Source organism: Paenibacillus sp. FSL H3-0457, assembly GCF_037981725.1.
Lineage (GTDB): Bacteria > Bacillota > Bacilli > Paenibacillales > Paenibacillaceae > Paenibacillus > Paenibacillus amylolyticus.
Map to the genome: position 1 here is coordinate 6,521,298 of NZ_CP150283.1, position 17,446 is coordinate 6,538,743.

Sequence of the window (17,446 nt, forward strand, 5' to 3'; positions counted from 1 at the left end):
TCATAAATAAGAATATTTATTTCATATTGGTGAACTTTATTGTCAGAACGATATATTTAACTCATTCCTCTTCAGGTGGTGGTTTCAATGAATTCTCCTTATATACATGAAGTCCGATTACCGTCTCATTACAATCCAGATCAACGTTATCCCGTAATTTTCGCCTTACATGGCATGGGATCAGATGAGCAAGATATGCTTCGTTTAATGGAGCCTATGCAGTCTGATTTTATTATTGTTGCCATCCGTGGGCCTATCGTTCAGGGTAGTGGTTATGCTTATTTTCAGATCAAAAGCATTGGCAACCCTATCCGTGAATTGTATGATGCCTCCGTTCAGGGACTACAACAATTGATTGTTGAGCTGTCCGCCAAATATGCTATTGATCCCAAGCGGCGTTATATCGCCGGATTCAGCCAGGGCGCAATTATGGCGATGACTTTATCGCTGGTGATGGGAGATGCGATTAAAGGCATTGTAGCGATGAGTGGGTACATCCCGCAATTTGTGAAAGACGAGTACATGCTGCACCCCGATTCGGAGCTGTCTGTGTTCATCTCGCATGGAGATCAGGATCATCTATTCCCGCTGCAACTGGGCGAAGATAACGCCAATTTCTTCCGTCAACACACCAATCACGTCACATATGTACCTTACAACGGTGGACACCAGGTGACCCCCGATCTATATCAACAATTCCAACACTGGCTTCGGACGGATGCAAATCTGACTACCGAAGACCCGAAAGGACTGAATTCATAATGATGCCATCTCTTTTTATTGCTCACGGTGCCCCATCACTGGCACTGGAGGAGAATGCGTACACCGAATTTTTGCAAAAACTTGGACAGGAACTGCCGAAACCCAAAGCAATTGTGTTGTTCTCTGCTCACTGGGAATCCACAACTCAGCTTGTATCCTCGGTAGCCAACTACGAGACCATCTACGATTTCGGCGGTTTCCAGCCCGATCTGTATCAGATCAAGTACCCGGCTCAAGGACAGGCAGAGACCACAGCCGAGGTAGAACGTTTATTCACAGAAGCCGGGATTCCGGTACAGACCGATGACGTTCGTGGACTGGATCACGGCGCTTGGGTCGTTCTACGCCTGCTCTACCCAGATGCGGATATTCCTGTAATTGCCTTGTCCGTGAATCGCTATCTGACAGGTGAGCAGCAATATCAGGTCGGACAAGCGCTCGCTTCCTTGCGTGAGCAAGACATTCTTGTCATTGGTAGCGGAGGAACCGTCCACAATCTACGTCGATTGAACTGGGAAAGTAACGGCGTTGACCCGTGGGCATCAGAGTTCGACAACTGGCTGCATGACAAGCTGGTGAGCTGGGATACGGAGTCTCTCTTCTCCTATGATAAACTGGCACCTTCAGCTCAAGCCGCCGTGCCTACGCCGGAGCATTTTGTACCGCTGTTACTCGCCATGGGTGCGGGAGATCAGAACAAACGTGCATCGCTCCTGTTTAAAGCCTATCAGTATGGCAACCTGAGCTTGTCCTGTTGGAAGTTTGATTAAAGAGGACTATATAAAAGGTTAGTTTCACTTATATAGTAGATAAAAAATGTAGCGTGGGTTACAGGGATTACCCCTGTAACCCACGCTTATTTGTTGTTAGGAGTGACTTTCATGATGGTTGTACGTAATCGATTGGAATGGAGACAGGTGTGCTGATATGCAACAACCGCCTATAAATAATGAGACCATTGTATTACATAAGCAAGGTCTCCGGTTTCTTGTGTGCTTTTCCGGATTATAACTATAATATGAGGTGAAATTAGGCACAGTTTGCTCGCATATCACTCACCATATTATCTGAATAGCTCATACGGAGGGAATTGGATGCCAGAACAGCGTATATATGAATTGATGGATGAACTGGATATGTTGCTGGAGGAGAAGGTACAAGATGAGGAAAACCGGGAGCTCTTGGAGGCTTATCGCGAGTTTGAAGGCGTGACGGATGAGCAGCTCGACGCATTCGAGCAGGAACACGATATTCGATTACCTGCTGATTTTCGTGCATTTTATAAACGTAAAAATGGGAGTGGTTATGGCTTTCACGTCTTGTATCCAAGCCTTGAGGAAGGACGGGAATCCGAGCCATTTTACCTGTTATCCCTGGAAAAAATTCAAAAGGAGCAGTCCACGCTGGTGGAGAACCGCATGGATGATTATTTTACCGAAGAAGAGATCCGTGAGCTTGATCCCCGAATCAAACCCTACCTTTTTCAAAAGAAATGGATCACGTTTGGCATGCTTGGAGGTGGCTCACTGTATCTGATGTTCGACTTTGATCCGACAGAGCAAGGAACGGTTGGACAGATTATTATGTACGTGCATGACCCGGATTTTGTATATTATGTCGCTGGGACGTTTACGGAACTATTGGAACAATCCAACCGCAATTTACGTGCCTTGGAAGCCATTGAGTACTGAAATGCGCATGATGATATGACCTTTTTTGCATAATGCTGGGATATGTCAAAGCGGTTATAATAACATTTAGTGGAAATGCACATGCTGTATAGATAAGACTGCCTTTTCTACACCTAATACATTGATCTGGGAGGAACATACGAAGTGGCTGAACAACCGAAGTCTGAGAGCTTTATGTCTCTCGTCAAAAAAGGAAACACATCCTCCGCCGTAGCGATGGCAGGTAATGCCGTACTTGCTGTGTGCAAAGGGGGAGCCTTCCTATTCAGTGGCAGTGGTGCCATGTTCGCTTCGGCGATGCATTCACTCGCTGATGCCATTAACCAAGGATTTGTATTTGTCGGAAGTGTGTTGTCCGAGAAAAAACCTACACGCCGCTTCCCAACCGGATTCGGACGGGTCATTAACATTTTCTGCATGATCGCCGTGATTGTTGTTACCATTATGGCGTATGAAACGATCCATGAAGGTATCCATCTGTTGCAGCATCCTGTTGGTCATACCGGTGGTCTATGGATTAACATCGGAGTGCTCGTCTTGAACATTCTGATCGACGGGGCCATTCTGATCAAAGCCATGAAGGAAATTCTAAAAGAAGCACGCGCACCCAAAGCCGCCGGATTTGCCTTGGTCCCTGCTGCCATTAAAAATGTAGGCCGTGCTGCACCGCCAACCCGTCTCGTGTTCTACGAAGATGTTGTCGCTGTACTCGGTGCCCTGCTTGCGCTGATTTCCGTCGTGGTGATTGCCTTGACCAACTTTGCATTGCTCGATGGCATTGTGACAACGATTATTGGATGTCTGATGATCGCTGTAGCCTTCCGTGTCGGTTATGATAATATGATCGGATTGATCGGGGTTGCAGCTCCGCAGGATATTGAGGACAAAGTGTCCCAAACCATTCTGGCAGACACACACGTTGCTGACATTCAGATGATGCGTATCATTCAGGAAGGCCGTTATTATCATGTCGAAGGTCTGATTGAGTTGACCAAAGGACTCAGTCTTGCCGATGCGGATGACATCAAGTTCCGTATTCAGGAGAAACTGATGACAAACCCCGACATCGCCGACGCTGCCATCTCCATTATTGAGGATGACGGTGTGAACAGCTGGGGCAAGAAACATTCGGATGTGGTGAAATAACAAGCTTCGTTTTGGATGACTCGCTTTACCATTCAGTAGTTGCTCAATTTAAGTTTAACTGTTGACTAAACAGTCAACGAATCGTATATTATTAATAACAGATCTCGCCCGCACCTCTGCTTATGCATGTGGAACAGGGCGAGACATTTTTGCGTTATGGGGGTATTTTCCTTGCCAGATGATGTTCAGCTACGTGAAATGAAAGCGCCTACTACATATGAAGAACAGCTCGAAAAGTTTAAAAACCGAAAAATGACAATTGAAAATGATGTAGAAGCAATTACAATCCTGAAACGCATTCACTATTACAGGTTTACTGCATATGCCTTAACTTTTAAACAGGATACCTCGGACAACTACATTGAAGGAACGACTTTCAACAAAGTGTATAAGCATTATTTGTTTGATGCAGCCCTTAGAAATCACTTTATGAAGATTGTCGAGTACATCGAGATTGCCTTAAGATCACAAATTTCATACAAACTCGCCCACAAGTATGGTGCTCTTGGATATACGAATGCCGCTAATTTTTCTAAAATTCAATTTCACCAACGCTTTATGGAGGATTTGCAAAAATGCATTCAAAAACAGCACAAAGAAGTGCTTATTGCTCATCATAGAGAGAATTACCAAGATAGATATCCTATCTGGGCGGCCTTTGAAGTTAGTACAATTTCTATGATGTCCTCACTCTATAAAAATTTAAAAACGTCTGACAAAAAATCTATTGATCGAGAATACTACCCTTCTCGAAACATAAGTTATAGGGAACTTGAGAACTGGTTCCACGTCTTAACTGTTTTTAGGAATAGATGTGCTCACTACAGCAGACTTTTTAATTATAGAATCCCTGTTACCATAAGATACACACGAAATGATGAATTATTAGGCTTAGACAAAGCCTTTCTTTTTGGAGCTATCTACAATGCGAAGTACCTGATAAAGGATAGAACAATCTGGGATAGTTGGGTGACTGAGCTATCTTCATTAATCGAAGCTTACACTATAGTTGATATATCCCTTTTGGGATTCCCTACAAACTGGGAGCATCTGCTACGAAAGCAATGATAATTCTCTCTTGCAACATGCAAGCCTAAATCACATTTTTCTGTGTAACTTGTTCACCACCGTTTGGCACGGATTGTTTGCATGAAAAAGCGGCTGAGCATCTTTCGAACCTAGACTTTGGTCTAGGTTCATTTTAACTCCAAAGGCGGAGGATATACTTTTCCAGTTCATGGTATGCTGTGAATAACGAAAGTAATTGCTCTACATACAACCGTTCGGAAAATTGATTTTGTATTGAGAAGGAGAGATATTATGGCTAAACGTACGATCCTTGCGCCTGTTCTCATTTTGCTGGGCGTGTACCTGATTCTGAACCAGGGAGGTTCTCTCGGTCCGGGTACGATCTTTGCGACTTTCTGGCCCACGTTATTCGTGATTCCACTAGGACTGTTCTTCCACTGGCTCTACTTCTCCATGATTGGCAGAGGTGTTGGACTACTGGTTCCTGGTGGCTTGTTGCTCACGGTTGGTATCGTCTGTCAGATCGCCATGCTGTTCAACAACTGGAGTACAATGTGGCCGGGCTTCATTCTGGCTGTTGCTGTTGGTTTGTTCGAATTGTATTGGTTCGGTGGTCGGAACAAATGGTTGCTGATCCCCATCAACATTCTAACAGTTATATCACTGCTGTTCTTCGCTGTGATGTCGATTGGCACGATGCTGAGCAGCTTGAGCTTTATCCAACCGTTCGTGGCGATTGTGCTGATTATGGGTGGGGCGTGGATCATGGTGGGTCGCAAAAAACGCATGTAGTGGCAATTATATAAGATGAATGGGGTGCGATTAACTGAGTCACTGCGGTGACAGCACAACTTCGGATCGCTGTTATCCCCGGATTTTTTTGAATCCCATCTAGCAATGGGAAAATCCGTTGATAAAGGCGACCGCTTCGCTTCCTTCGTTTGTTCTGTCCCCTCCGTTAACGTTTGATCTTAAATGTTCATCTTATATGGCACTTCAAGCGCTATTGCTCTGAAGTAAGTAATAAAAAAGGGTTGCTGCTTGTCATTCAAATGAAATGACGAGCAGCAACCCTTTTTGTTTTTTTTCAGAATCTAACGAACTGTTCACACGCTATTGACTCTACTTAATAAGCCACGGTGAATCGTTATCAGATGCTATTACCTCTTATTTGCTATGCATTTTAAACTCCAGGAATAGGTCGTTATAATGTGAGAGCATTTTTTTGCCCAGATTATCGTAGACCTCCAGCTTTCCTGTCAGTGTCTCGTCCGGGTAGAAACGTTCATCCTCCGAGATGTCCTCTGGCAGCAGCTTAAGCGCCTCGGCGTTCGGTGTGGAATACCCGACATACTCCGCATTACGAGCGGCATGATCCGGGTCCAACATGAAGTTGATAAACTGGTGAGCCCCTTCAATATTACTCGCTGTCTTCGGAATAACCATGTTATCGAACCAGAGGTTTGAGCCTTCTTCCGGCACCATGTAATCCAGCTTGTCGTTCTCATCCATAATCTCGGACGCATCTCCAGACCACACAAGTCCAACTGCTGCTTCCTCATTGGCGAGTAACATTTTGATCTCGTCTCCGACAATTGCTCTGACGTTTGGTGTCAATGTAGACAGCTTCTTCAGCGCTTCTTGCAGATGATTTTCGTTGGTATCGTTCAAGGAATACCCGAGACTGTTCAATCCCATCCCAATGACTTCGCGTGCGCCATCAAGGAGCAGGATTTGATTTTTCAGACGCGGGTCCCACAGGTCATTCCAGCTATCAAACGTTAATCCATCCACCAGTTCGGGATTGAACACAACCCCCACCGTTCCCCAGAAATAAGGGATGGAGTACTTGTTGCCTTCATCAAAGGACAAGTCCAAGAACCGCGGATCGATGTTGCTCAGGTTAGTCAGTTTGCTGTGATCAATTGGAACGAGTAGGTCTTCCTCTTTCATTTTGCTAATCGCATATTCGGAAGGAATCGCCACATCAAACGTGGTTCCCCCCTGCTCAATCTTGGTCAGCATCGCTTCATTGGAATCAAACGTCTGATAGATAACCTTAATACCTGTCTCGTCCTCAAACTCCTTGAGCAGATCGGGGTCGATATAATCGCCCCAGTTATAGATGGTCAGTGTGTTGCCACCAGAATACCCCTGACTCTTGTTCAGATACGAAGCCAGGATCATCAGGGCAAACGCGGCCACAAAAACAAGCGCAAATGTCCGTACCAGTTGCTTCATGGTCGCAGCCCCTTTCCTCCTGGAGGTATCCGTGTTGCACGGCGGTTAATGAAGTAATATCCAACAACTAGCAACACGGTCAGCAGGAACAATAGGGTGGACAGAGCATTGATGGACAACGAAACGCCCTGCCTTGCTCTGGAGTATATCTCTACCGAGAGTGTGGAGTATCCATTACCCGTGACGAAGAATGTTACTGCAAAATCATCGAGCGAGTACGTCAATGCCATGAAGAATCCGGCAAAAATACCCGGTTTCACGTATGGCAACACCACACGCGTCAGAATCTGCCATGAACCAGCGCCCAGATCGCGCGCCGCATCCATCAGTGTTGGGCTCATCTCCTGCAGCTTCGGCAGTACCATGATTACAACGATCGGTACACTGAATGCGATATGAGACAGCAGGACCGAAGTGAAGCCCAATTTGATGCCAATCATGGTGAACAGAATCAGGAATGACGCACCAATGATGACATCCGGACTAACGATGAGCACGTTATTGAGTGACAGCAGCGTGTTCTTGGTCCGTTTGCGACGCACATGGTAGATCGCCAGTGCTCCTGCTACACCAAGGATCGTCGAGATCGCTGATGACAGGAGCGCGATGATAAATGTATTCAGCACAATGATGAGCAGCCGAGTATCAGCAAACACCTCTTTGTACCATTCAAGCGTGAATCCTTCGAAGCTGCGCATGTGGCCGCCACTATTGAAGGAATAGAAGATCAGATACGCAATCGGTGCGTACAATATGGCGAATACAACGGCTAGATAGACGTTAGACAGCTTTCCGTTTCTTCCCATTACGCACCTCCTTCTTGCCTGATCCAGTCAGGAACATAATAATCGCCATCGCAATAATCAAAAAGACGGCAATCGTTGAACCCATCCCCCAGTCCTGGGTGACGAGAAAATGCTGTTCGATCGCTGTTCCCAGCGTAATTACACGGTTCCCCGCAATGAGGCGGGTAATCATGAACAGAGACAGCGCAGGAATAAATACAGCCTGACAGCCTGATTTCACTCCACTAATCGTCAGTGGAAAGATAACCCGGCGGAATGTCAGCCACGATGAGGCTCCCAGATCACGCGCCGCATAGATCAACGATGGATTCATCTCTTCCAGCGCATTGAAGATGGGCAGGATCATGAATGGAATGAAGATGTACACCGAGACAAAAATAAAGCTGAAATCGGTGAACAAAATCTGCTGTGTACCAATACCCACCACTTCAAGCAGGGAGTTGGTCAGACCGTACGTTCCGAACAGGCCGATGAAGGCGTACGCTTTTAGCAAAAGATTGATCCAGCTTGGCAGAATGATCAGCAGCAACCATAGCTGCTTGTGCTTCGTCCGGGTCAGCATATACGCCGTCGGGTAGGAGATGAGCAGCGAGAACGCCGTAATCAGAAATGCATACCAGAACGAACTGAGCGTCATCTGCAAGTACACCGGTGTGAAGAATCTGGCGTAGTTGCCAAACGTGAAGTTACCCTCCACATCGAAGAACGAATAATAGATGACCAGCAGAACCGGCGCCACAACAAACAACACCATCCATAATACATATGGAATCAGATACGCATTGCGTGTGCTGGCCTTAGTCTGCATGAGCGGCCTCTTGGTAGGCTTCGAGTCGTTTGTCGAACTCTTCTTCGGTCTCGTTAAAGCGCATGACGTGTACCGCTTCCGGGTCAAAATACAGTCCAATCCGTGCGCCTACAACGGCTTTTTTGGTTGAATGAACAAGCCACTCATTGCCCGCATCATCGTACGTGGATATCTCGTAATGCACCCCGCGGAATAACTGGGAGTCCACATTAACCTTGAGCTTGCCTTGGTCTTCGGTTGTAATCTCCAGATCCTCTGGGCGAATGACAATCTCTACCGGCTCGTCCCGCTGGAGACCCTGATCGACACACTCGTGCTGTGCGCCAGCGAATTCCACCACAAAGTCCTGCTTCATTTTGCCTGATACAATGTTCGATTCCCCGATAAAGTCTGCCACAAAGCGGTTAATTGGCTCATCATAGATATCATTCGGTGTACCGCTCTGTTGAATCACACCGCCATTCAGGACAAAGATCTCATCCGACATCGCCAAGGCCTCTTCCTGATCATGTGTAACAAAAATAAACGTAATACCCAGTCGCTGTTGCAACTCGCGCAGCTCGTACTGCATTTCGGTCCGCAGCTTCAGATCAAGTGCCGAAAGCGGCTCGTCCAGTAGCAGAATTTCAGGTTCGTTCACAATGGCGCGTGCAATCGCGACACGTTGTCGTTGTCCGCCGGACATTTCGCCAATTTCCCGGTTTTCATACCCGGATAGATTGACGAATTTGAGGGCTTCCAACACTTTGCTGCGAATTTCAGCCGTTTTCATCTTTTTGATCCGCAAACCAAAAGCCACGTTCTCAAATACATTCAAATGTGGAAATAACGCGTAATCCTGAAATACGGTATTCACCTGCCGTTGGTGAGCAGGCACCCGGTTGATGAGCGCACCGTTAAAATAAATACTGCCCTGTGTCGGCTCCGCAAAACCGGCAATCAGCCGCAATATCGTTGTTTTCCCGCAGCCCGATGGGCCAAGAAGCGTATAAAATTTACCCCGCTCAATCTCAAAGCTGACCGCCTTCAATACGGCTTCATCCTGATCGTATTGCTGAGTCACCGCTTCGAAGCGGATAATCGGTTGTTGTTCTGACATGCTTCACATCGCCCCCTTATACTTGAGGTACCTCTTAAGTCTGTACACTTTTCGTTCATGCATCCTTATAGATAACCCATCTATTATATATGATTCAGGTATATCCGCAATGGTTTTGATGTAAACGCCGCGTGTCATTTCTTCTTATTTTCAAAAATTCTGCATACATTACGGGTAATGTCGATAATACGTACCCATATGGAGTAAATGAAGGATTTTAGGATTCCATTTTATGTGTGAGAGGAGTCTTGGCTCTTGGATATTCGTCGTAACCTGCCTTTGCTGATGACCATTTGTTTCTTAAGTCAGATGGGCGGATTCATGATCCTGCCCCTATTTCCTTTGTTTATTGAAGAATTCGGCCTGTCCGGCTGGATGATGGGGGTTATTTTTGCACTCTTTTATGTGGGGAAAGTAATTGGTGGCGTTCCAGCAGCGGCAATTTATAAGAAACTAGGTGGTAAAAAGGCTCTCATCCTGATGCTAATCCTGCTGGCTGTCTGTATGGGCGGTTTCGCGCTGTCTACTGCTGCGGTGTTATTCGGCCTGCTCCGACTTGTACAGGGGCTCGCTTCCACGGGCCTTACCGTGGTCGTACGTTCTATCATCGGGGATGGGGGCAATGTAGACAACCGAGGACTGTACAATGGATATATCAGCAGCAGTGAGGGCGGCGGCATGGTGCTCGGTCCGGTCATAAGTGGCTGGCTCGTGCTGCAGTGGCCATTGTCGGTGCCTTTTTTACTCGTTACCGTATGTTGTCTGATGGCCGTGGTCGCTGCGATGGGGATGAAGACGACGGCACAAGCTAGAGCTACTCATGAATCCGGGAATACGTTAAGTGATCACCTATTAGAAGATCATTCGGCTGTCATTAAGCAAAAACCTCTGGACAACTCAGCACACTCAGTACCCTCCACGGATGAAGTTGTTGTAGATTCCACCACAAGTGGCTCCCACCCTCATACTACTGTATCGACTGCGCCTCCTTTATCTTCATCACCGTCTGATGCAAAGCATACTCAGGAGGTGCATACAAGGCTTACCCGGCGGCAACAGCTGATTGGCTATGGCACAGTACATTTTTTGGAGATGAGCGCCTATGCGGTGTTTCTCACCTATTTTGCACTGTATGCAGCTCACATCATGCATTGGGACCCCTTTGCAACCAGTCTCGCCTTCACTGTATCCGGGATCTCTACGCTTGCCGCTGCTCCCTTTGTTGGTCATCTCTCTGACCGGTTAGGCGATCGTCTGTTGCTTTGCATGCTCGGCATGTTCCTGATTGGAATCGAAGTTGTTGTATTTCTAAGCACGTCCTCCCATCTATGGGTCTACGTTGGCATGTTGATTGGCGGGGTTGGCGGTGCATGTTACATGGATTCGTTCTTTGCTCATATTGGTGATCATATCCCGGATGAGAGTCGAAGCTCTGTCATAGGCAAAATTGTCTCTGCCGCCGAGATCGGCTCCATCGTGTCTCCACTAGTTGCTGCGTTACTTACGGAAGTTGGATCGCTTTACTCTGTGTTTGTGTTCAATCTGGTGCTGATTGCTGCTGCCATTGTAGTTCAGGCCGCAATGCGCAGTCGATATCGATTGAAAGAGGGGTAGTTCTTCGTTTGATAAAAAAGGATCACAAAAAATAACCCGTCTGCACAATTTAGTGTGCAAACGGGCATTTCATTGGTGCATCTCCGGCCTGCGGCTGGTGATTCTCTACCTGTGCATTCTGTTGCTCACTGCTTCGCAGTTCTGCGGCAGATGCCACGCCATCTTTCAGGGTATACGCCTGATCCTGATGGAAAAAGTTCGGCTTCACGATCTCATTACGATAGGAGCTGTGGAAAATATGTGTTGTCGCCGGGGATACTGGCGGAATCAGCCACACCCAATCTCCGGTCAGTTCACGCCCAGCCTTCTCTTCCCGCTGTTCAAATAAATCGAACTGCGTTGCCGCCGTGTGGTGATCCACAATGCTCACACCTGCTTTTTTGAACGAATGCAGCACAGCCACATTCAGCTCAACTAACGCACGATCCTTCCACAGCGTCGTTTCACTCGACGTATTCAATCCAAACGCTTCCGCCACCGCAGGCAGCTTGTTATACCGGAACGTGTCCGCCAGATTACGGGCGCCGATCTCGGTACCCATATACCAACCATTGAACGGCGCTGCTGGATAAGATATACCACCAATCTCCAGTCGCATATCAGCAATCATCGGCACACCGTACCAGCGCATGCCCAGCTCGGCAATTTCCGCTTGCTCCGGATGTTCAATAAGAACTTCCACAATCTCTTCTTCTGGCACAACATACCACTCTGGGGCTTGCCCTTGTGCCTGAATAATGAGCGGTAACACATCATAGGGGCTACCTGCCCCTTGCCAGCCAAGTGACATCGCCACCTTGGTCAGCTCCACCGAAGCAGGATCTCCAATAATGCCTTGCTCTGTCTCATATCCTGCATAACGAATGAGTTGATGATTCCAGAGGCGTACCGGAGTTCCATTCGGCCCATCCGCTGGAAGGATGGTAATCATCGGGATTACTTTGCCACCGTTGGATGCCACATGGATATGATTCAACACAGCTTCCGCTGCCGTTCCTGCCGTATCAGCGTGACGGGCGTCCACGATCCGCAATTTATCCCAGAACAGCCGCCCGATGCAGCGGTTGCTGTTGCGCCATGCCATTTTACAACCCTGCTCCAATTCTTTTGTGGTATGCACATAGGTACCCGTCACTTCAATCTCGCCCATAACGGCAACAAGCCGGGCCTGCGCGTCTTCACGCGAATGGCCCAGCTCTTCATAACATGTATATATAAACCGTTCAGCTTCTTCCTGCAATTGTTCCAGGTCTGACCGCATCGTTCATTCCACCATTCTGTACATCTTGAATGCCACCATTATACGGCAAGCGCACCGGATTTGTAAGCGAACGGACACTTTGTTCACGGACTCTACATATCGTTGTCAGGATGAAGGGTAACTTTGCTTATTTGCCCAGAAATGCGTTTAACATCCAGACCTCTTTATCCAGTGCAGCGGTGAATCCAATCAGCATATCTTCGGTTGCGTTATCTTCCGCTTCTCCTGCTTCGTGAATGCCTTGACGAATGACTTCCACCATCGTGTGCAGATCAGCAACCACCGACTCTACCATACGCTCAGCAGACAGCTGTCCTTGTGCCTCTTCAATCGGAGACAGACGTAGTTGTTCACCCATCGTAGCCACTGGACGTCCACCAATAGCAAGCAAACGTTCTGCAACTTCGTCCATATTTGCCGTAGCCAAGTTGTACAGCTCTTCAAATTTGGCATGCAGTGTGAAGAAATGAGGTCCTTGGACATACCAGTGGAAGCTATGCAGTTTCGTGTAAAGTACGGACCAACCTGCGATCTGACGGTTCAGGACATCTTGAAGTGCGGTGGCATTGTTAGCAAAAGTGTTGTTTCTAGTTTGGATTGTGCTCATGGAATTTATCCCCTCTCGAATATAAAAATAGAATTTGAATTTTATGATGGATTGCTTTGATTCGCTTCTTTTTAATTTAGACTTAATCTAAATCTTGTTTTAATTATAACACCGCATATCCTGTTTGGGAAGGCTCTGAACTACTCTTTCAAATGAAGATTCCATGAAGTACAGCTTCATAGAAACGTTGGAACAGGCTAATTAAAAAAGATGATTTTAAGCAAACTCTCCCCAACCTATTGGAGTTATGATAGACTCATCTGATCGGATTATCCATAAATTAGTGAAATAGGATGATACCCATCATAAAGATAGTTACCATTATAGGAAGTTAACTTAGTCACTATTGCGAAGGTAAACATGAGGATATTTCAATTTAAACAAAAGTCAGGGAAGAAGATTACCAAATTCGATTCTAATTTCGTAATGTCACGTATAACGCAGACCAAAAAAGCAGCTCATATCGGATGTATGCATTTAGCTGAGGGTGGGGTCATAGGTTATCACCAAGCTGTAGTTCCTCAACTCCTTTTAATAGTAAGTGGAGAGGGTTGGGTTAGAGGGGAAGCGGTTCTCTGGGATAAACATGAATGGCACGAAACCAAAACAGAAGCTGGACTCATGGCAATTGTAATTGAGAGCGAAGAGTTAGACACCTCATTAATGATGCCTTTATAGAAGGTATAATATAAAAAAGCAGACCTGCACCTAAGACGGTAACAAGACTGCTCCTTTAAACATAAATCTCCTTAAGCTTGAACACACTCAAAAGTCAGAATACGACTGATCTCTTCATAGCTTGATGCTACAAAATGAGGTTGATGATCGGACTCCGGCAGCGCCTCCCGATGGTTAAACCAGATGACTGTCCAACCTGCATCCACTGCACCTACCACATCATTACGCCACGAGTCGCCGATGTAATAGCTGGATCGGGCATCTGTCCCGGACTGCTTACTCACATATTCGAACAACCTTCGATCCGGCTTCGCATAACCAGTCGTACCGGAGATAAAGACCAGATGCTCGTCCACGAGACTGAGCACATCCAGTGCTTCAAGCTTGCGGCGCTGATGCTCTCCTTCTCCATTGGTGATTAGACCAACGGTATGGCCTTCTGCCTGAAGCCTTCTGATTAACTCATACGCTCCTTCAAAAGGTACAATCTCGAACTGTCTGCTCAGATACTTTGCTTGCAATTCTCCAGCTTGTCCCAATTGTAAGGGGAGTCCAAACTCTTCCATCGTCAGCTCAAACCTCCGACGGCGCATTCGCTCCACCGCATCCGGCTCCGGTACAGCGGACAGATCTTCTTGTGCAGACAGCCAGTCACTATAATAACGAAAACGATGATAGGCCTCAGCATAAGGGAAATCATCCGGCAGGCCGAGAACGTCCTGCAACGCGCCACGAAGTGGCTGCAAGTGATCATATAACGTATCATCTACGTCGAAAAATATCGTTTTAGCATTATTTATTTCATTCATAATGGTTGTCTATCCTCCTGCTTTTGCGTCCAAACACTCTTTTCTTACTACTATATATGTATTCCTATGCATCGTCCAAAAGGGATTTGTTGCGTGATCATCTCTACTCCAGAACAGTGCCCATAATAACGCTTAGACCAGAATTGATCGGACGGCTTTATATGTTAAAATAAGGATGATTAAATCTGAGGTGATGACGATGTTCAACCCAAAATTCTTCTTCTATTAGTTGTGCTCAAGGCACTGGCTACTCAAGCCAAAATCTAGCCCGGTACAACGGGGATGAAGATGTTCACACAGGAAGAGATTCAATCATGGGAAAATGAAACAGCTTTTGCACAGAGACACAACAAGAAGTTCATTGATCCAAGAAAAGAAAAGCTGAAAGATCACCGTAAAGGAATCAAGAGCACGCATTACAACAAAGAATGTAAACCCAATCGTAAACATGATTATCGTCTGTATAGAACCAAAATGAAGCGTCTCATGCACTATGAGCAATATGATCTTCTGTACAACTATAAACGTACAAGCGGTTGGCTTACCTGGTAGATCAAATATAGAAGAGTAGTTCCTTACATCATCGTGTCCTGCTATTTATGATGAATAGTAGGACACGATGGTGGAGGACTCTTTTCCAATGGAGTACATAGCCTTGCTCAAATATTAGCCGTGGACAATCAATGATTGCCTCATTCCAGTTACTGGAATATAATTTATTAAAGAACACATCCAAAATGATACAAAGGTGGAATCAACATATGAGTACTTCTGTAAAGAAATGCACCGATTGTGGAAGCACGTCTTTCGTACAGGCATCCGACTTCATCAATCTTCGTCCATTGGATAAGAAATTATCAATTGGTTCGGAAAGAGTATATACCGTTTGTTTGGATTGCGGGGAAGTGGTCTCCATTAAGGTGAAGAATCCAGAGAAATTAAAATAAGCAGGGTTCGGATTAAATATACTTACACGAATATGATAATACGAATATGAATCCGCGAAAAAGAAGCCCCGCTCACCTGAGTGAACTGGGGCTTCTTTTTCTTATAGAACACACAAACGATAAAACAACGAATAATCGAATGGATCATCGCAAGCAGACCACCAGATATGTCTACCCCACTTAAACAATCAACGATACAACCTTACCTGCATTCACATCAATCAAGCCATGGTCCGTGATCTTCAGCGCGGGACTTACCGCAAGAGAATGAGTACTGATCGACATGATCGGGTTGTAATGCACATATCCAAGAGACAACATCGCTGCTCTCAGTTCCTTCACTTGATGGGATACCACTGCCAATGGTTCTTCCGTCAAAATGCCACCTACGGGAAGTTCCAGATGGGATAACACCTTGCCGTCTTCCACCACACAGAAGCCACCCTGGCTCGAAATCACTGTGTTAGCTGCCAATATCATATCTTCACGATTACGTCCTACAACCAGCAGGTTGTGATTGTCGTGTGAATATGTCGTTGCAATAGCACCACGCTTGATAGTGTCTCCACCGATCAGACCATGTGCACGATTGCCGTTCACACCATAACGTTCAAAGGTCGCGATCTGCGCATATCCGCTTTCTTCCCAGCGTAATTCACCATCCGAGGACTGAACCGGTGCAATATGCTCTTCCACAAAGGTAGAACCATCCTTCACCATCATGACACGGCACTGGTGCTCACCTTCACCAGCGAGATCAACACCTGATCCACTGACTTTTGGATCTGACAACTGAATTGCAAAATCTGTTACGCCCAGCTTCTCCAACTGTACACTCTTATAGAAGTGAGGTGGGAACTGCCCGGTTATGCGTTCCTGCTTATACGGTTCGTAATCGTCATAAGCTTTGCGGCCGTTTTTGTACACCTGATCAATAGCGAGCTCCTCCAGGTTAGATAACAACACATAATCGGCTACTTTGCCTGGGGCAACGCTGCCACGATCGGTCATTTTCATCCGGGAAGCAGGGGTTGATGTGGCTGCATAAATCGCGTCTTCCGGACGCATCCCCATCTGAATTGCCTTGCGTACGATATGATCCAGATGACCACGCTCCACCAGTGAATCCGGCATTACATCATCTGTTACGAAGCAGAAGTGCTGCGCCACATCATGTTGAATCAGGTACTCCATGACTTCCGGGGTCATTGATTTCTCTTGAATTTCAATAAACATACCTGCCGCAATCCGCGCCTGTAATCCCTCAATGCTCTGATGAGTGTGGTCGGAATCGATGCCAGCGTAGATCAGTCGATGCAGATCAAGTCCAAGCAGTTTCGGTGTATGACCTTCGATCACCAGGTCGGGATAGTTTTTGCGAATATGCTGTAAAATCTGGTTTGTCTTGCACTCCGGATCACGGATGACATCGACATAGTTCATGATCTCGCCCAGACAGATGATCTCTCCAGTCGCGAGCAACACGTCCATATCTTCAATCTCAATCGAACCACCTGTTGTCTCCATCGGGGTTGCCGGAACGGAACTCGGGATCGCATAGAACATATCTACTGTCGTCTCCCGACTCACAGCCATCATCTCCTGCACACCCTCCAGCCCGAACACATTCGCCATCTCATGCGGTTCTGCGACAATGGACGTTACCCCGCAGCCAATCAGACCATGGGAGAAGGTTTCCGGCGTCACCATCGTACTTTCGATATGCAGATGGATATCGATCAAGCCAGGAATCATGTATCTTCCCCGCGCATCAATGGCTTCGTCTGCCTGAATCATCTCAGGTCCACCGGGTCCAACATATAGGAATCTGCCGTCCAATACAGCGACGTTGTTCATTTCAAACCGTTTATAATAACTGTTATACACATGTACATTCACAATTAGTTGATCTGCACGCATGGGGCATAATCTCCTTCTTCACAAGCAT

General features: G+C 46.5%; 18 protein-coding genes. 10 read left to right on the forward strand and 8 right to left on the reverse strand.

Features of this window, described 5'->3' with window-relative positions:
- Positions 1-87 precede the first annotated feature (87 nt).
- From MHH25_RS28675 to MHH25_RS28700, 6 genes are all read left to right on the forward strand, one after another.
- On the forward strand, positions 88-762 hold the full coding sequence (locus MHH25_RS28675) for an alpha/beta hydrolase-fold protein (RefSeq protein ID WP_339195954.1): 675 nt from the start codon (positions 88-90) through the stop codon (positions 760-762).
- Positions 762-1,532: a class III extradiol ring-cleavage dioxygenase gene (locus tag MHH25_RS28680; protein WP_339195956.1), complete on the forward strand. Its 771-nt coding sequence runs from the start codon at positions 762-764 to the stop codon at positions 1,530-1,532. The genes MHH25_RS28675 and MHH25_RS28680 overlap by 1 nt, the downstream gene beginning before the upstream one ends.
- A 324-nt stretch (positions 1,533-1,856) precedes the next feature.
- Positions 1,857-2,453 carry an SMI1/KNR4 family protein gene (locus MHH25_RS28685; RefSeq protein ID WP_076328695.1) on the forward strand — a complete coding sequence of 199 codons (597 nt, stop codon included), beginning with the start codon at positions 1,857-1,859 and terminating at the stop codon, positions 2,451-2,453.
- 144 nt (positions 2,454-2,597) lie between these two features.
- Positions 2,598-3,599, forward strand: a complete 1,002-nt coding sequence (locus tag MHH25_RS28690; RefSeq protein ID WP_143781454.1) for a cation diffusion facilitator family transporter — start codon at positions 2,598-2,600, stop codon at positions 3,597-3,599.
- A gap of 171 nt (positions 3,600-3,770) precedes the next feature.
- On the forward strand, positions 3,771-4,667 hold the full coding sequence (locus MHH25_RS28695) for an Abi family protein (RefSeq protein ID WP_179086526.1): 897 nt from the start codon (positions 3,771-3,773) through the stop codon (positions 4,665-4,667).
- Positions 4,668-4,919: 252 nt separating this feature from the next.
- Positions 4,920-5,420, forward strand: coding sequence for a hypothetical protein (locus tag MHH25_RS28700; protein ID WP_036667859.1), 501 nt, complete (start codon positions 4,920-4,922; stop codon positions 5,418-5,420).
- Between the two features lie 375 nt (positions 5,421-5,795).
- Here MHH25_RS28700 and MHH25_RS28705 read toward each other — a convergent pair whose 3' ends face one another.
- Genes MHH25_RS28705 through MHH25_RS28720 form a run of 4 tightly spaced genes read right to left on the reverse strand, consistent with a single transcriptional unit; the run spans position 5,796 to position 9,582 of the window.
- Positions 5,796-6,869, reverse strand: a complete 1,074-nt coding sequence (locus MHH25_RS28705; RefSeq protein ID WP_047840792.1) for an ABC transporter substrate-binding protein — start codon at positions 6,867-6,869, stop codon at positions 5,796-5,798.
- Entirely contained in the window at positions 6,866-7,675 is an 810-nt protein-coding gene (locus MHH25_RS28710; protein ID WP_036612847.1) for an ABC transporter permease, read from the reverse strand. Before MHH25_RS28710 ends, MHH25_RS28705 begins: the two co-directional genes overlap by 4 nt.
- Complete coding sequence (locus tag MHH25_RS28715; RefSeq protein ID WP_017691799.1) at positions 7,650-8,483, reverse strand: ABC transporter permease; 834 nt, start codon at positions 8,481-8,483, stop codon at positions 7,650-7,652. Before MHH25_RS28715 ends, MHH25_RS28710 begins: the two co-directional genes overlap by 26 nt.
- Positions 8,473-9,582 (reverse strand): ABC transporter ATP-binding protein, encoded by a 1,110-nt coding sequence (locus MHH25_RS28720; protein WP_036612848.1) that lies wholly within the window; start codon positions 9,580-9,582, stop codon positions 8,473-8,475. Before MHH25_RS28720 ends, MHH25_RS28715 begins: the two co-directional genes overlap by 11 nt.
- Positions 9,583-9,837: 255 nt before the next feature.
- Here MHH25_RS28720 and MHH25_RS28725 point away from each other — a divergent pair, with 255 nt between their 5' ends.
- Positions 9,838-11,196 carry an MFS transporter gene (locus MHH25_RS28725; protein ID WP_338707234.1) on the forward strand — a complete coding sequence of 453 codons (1,359 nt, stop codon included), beginning with the start codon at positions 9,838-9,840 and terminating at the stop codon, positions 11,194-11,196.
- A gap of 49 nt (positions 11,197-11,245) precedes the next feature.
- Here MHH25_RS28725 and MHH25_RS28730 read toward each other — a convergent pair whose 3' ends face one another.
- Both MHH25_RS28730 and MHH25_RS28735 read right to left on the reverse strand, forming a co-directional pair.
- On the reverse strand, positions 11,246-12,457 hold the full coding sequence (locus MHH25_RS28730; protein ID WP_340018672.1) for a nitric oxide synthase oxygenase: 1,212 nt from the start codon (positions 12,455-12,457) through the stop codon (positions 11,246-11,248).
- Positions 12,458-12,584: 127 nt separating this feature from the next.
- The gene (locus MHH25_RS28735) at positions 12,585-13,064 is read right to left on the reverse strand and encodes a DNA starvation/stationary phase protection protein (protein WP_340018673.1); all 480 of its coding nucleotides are present in this window, start codon (positions 13,062-13,064) and stop codon (positions 12,585-12,587) included.
- A 360-nt stretch (positions 13,065-13,424) separates the two neighbouring features.
- Here MHH25_RS28735 and MHH25_RS28740 point away from each other — a divergent pair, with 360 nt between their 5' ends.
- The gene (locus MHH25_RS28740) at positions 13,425-13,742 is read left to right on the forward strand and encodes a cupin (RefSeq protein ID WP_340018674.1); all 318 of its coding nucleotides are present in this window, start codon (positions 13,425-13,427) and stop codon (positions 13,740-13,742) included.
- Positions 13,743-13,813: 71 nt separating this feature from the next.
- Here the strand turns inward: MHH25_RS28740 and MHH25_RS28745 are convergent, their stop codons facing one another.
- Positions 13,814-14,551, reverse strand: a complete 738-nt coding sequence (locus MHH25_RS28745) for an HAD family hydrolase (protein WP_340018675.1) — start codon at positions 14,549-14,551, stop codon at positions 13,814-13,816.
- A 288-nt stretch (positions 14,552-14,839) separates the two neighbouring features.
- Between MHH25_RS28745 and MHH25_RS28750 the strand changes: the two genes are divergently transcribed.
- Both MHH25_RS28750 and MHH25_RS28755 read left to right on the forward strand, forming a co-directional pair.
- The gene (locus tag MHH25_RS28750; RefSeq protein ID WP_340018676.1) at positions 14,840-15,103 is read left to right on the forward strand and encodes a hypothetical protein; all 264 of its coding nucleotides are present in this window, start codon (positions 14,840-14,842) and stop codon (positions 15,101-15,103) included.
- A 209-nt stretch (positions 15,104-15,312) separates the two neighbouring features.
- Complete coding sequence (locus MHH25_RS28755) at positions 15,313-15,498, forward strand: hypothetical protein (RefSeq protein WP_076332428.1); 186 nt, start codon at positions 15,313-15,315, stop codon at positions 15,496-15,498.
- Between the two features lie 180 nt (positions 15,499-15,678).
- Here MHH25_RS28755 and MHH25_RS28760 read toward each other — a convergent pair whose 3' ends face one another.
- On the reverse strand, positions 15,679-17,418 hold the full coding sequence (locus MHH25_RS28760; RefSeq protein ID WP_340018677.1) for an adenine deaminase C-terminal domain-containing protein: 1,740 nt from the start codon (positions 17,416-17,418) through the stop codon (positions 15,679-15,681).
- Positions 17,419-17,446 lie beyond the last annotated feature (28 nt).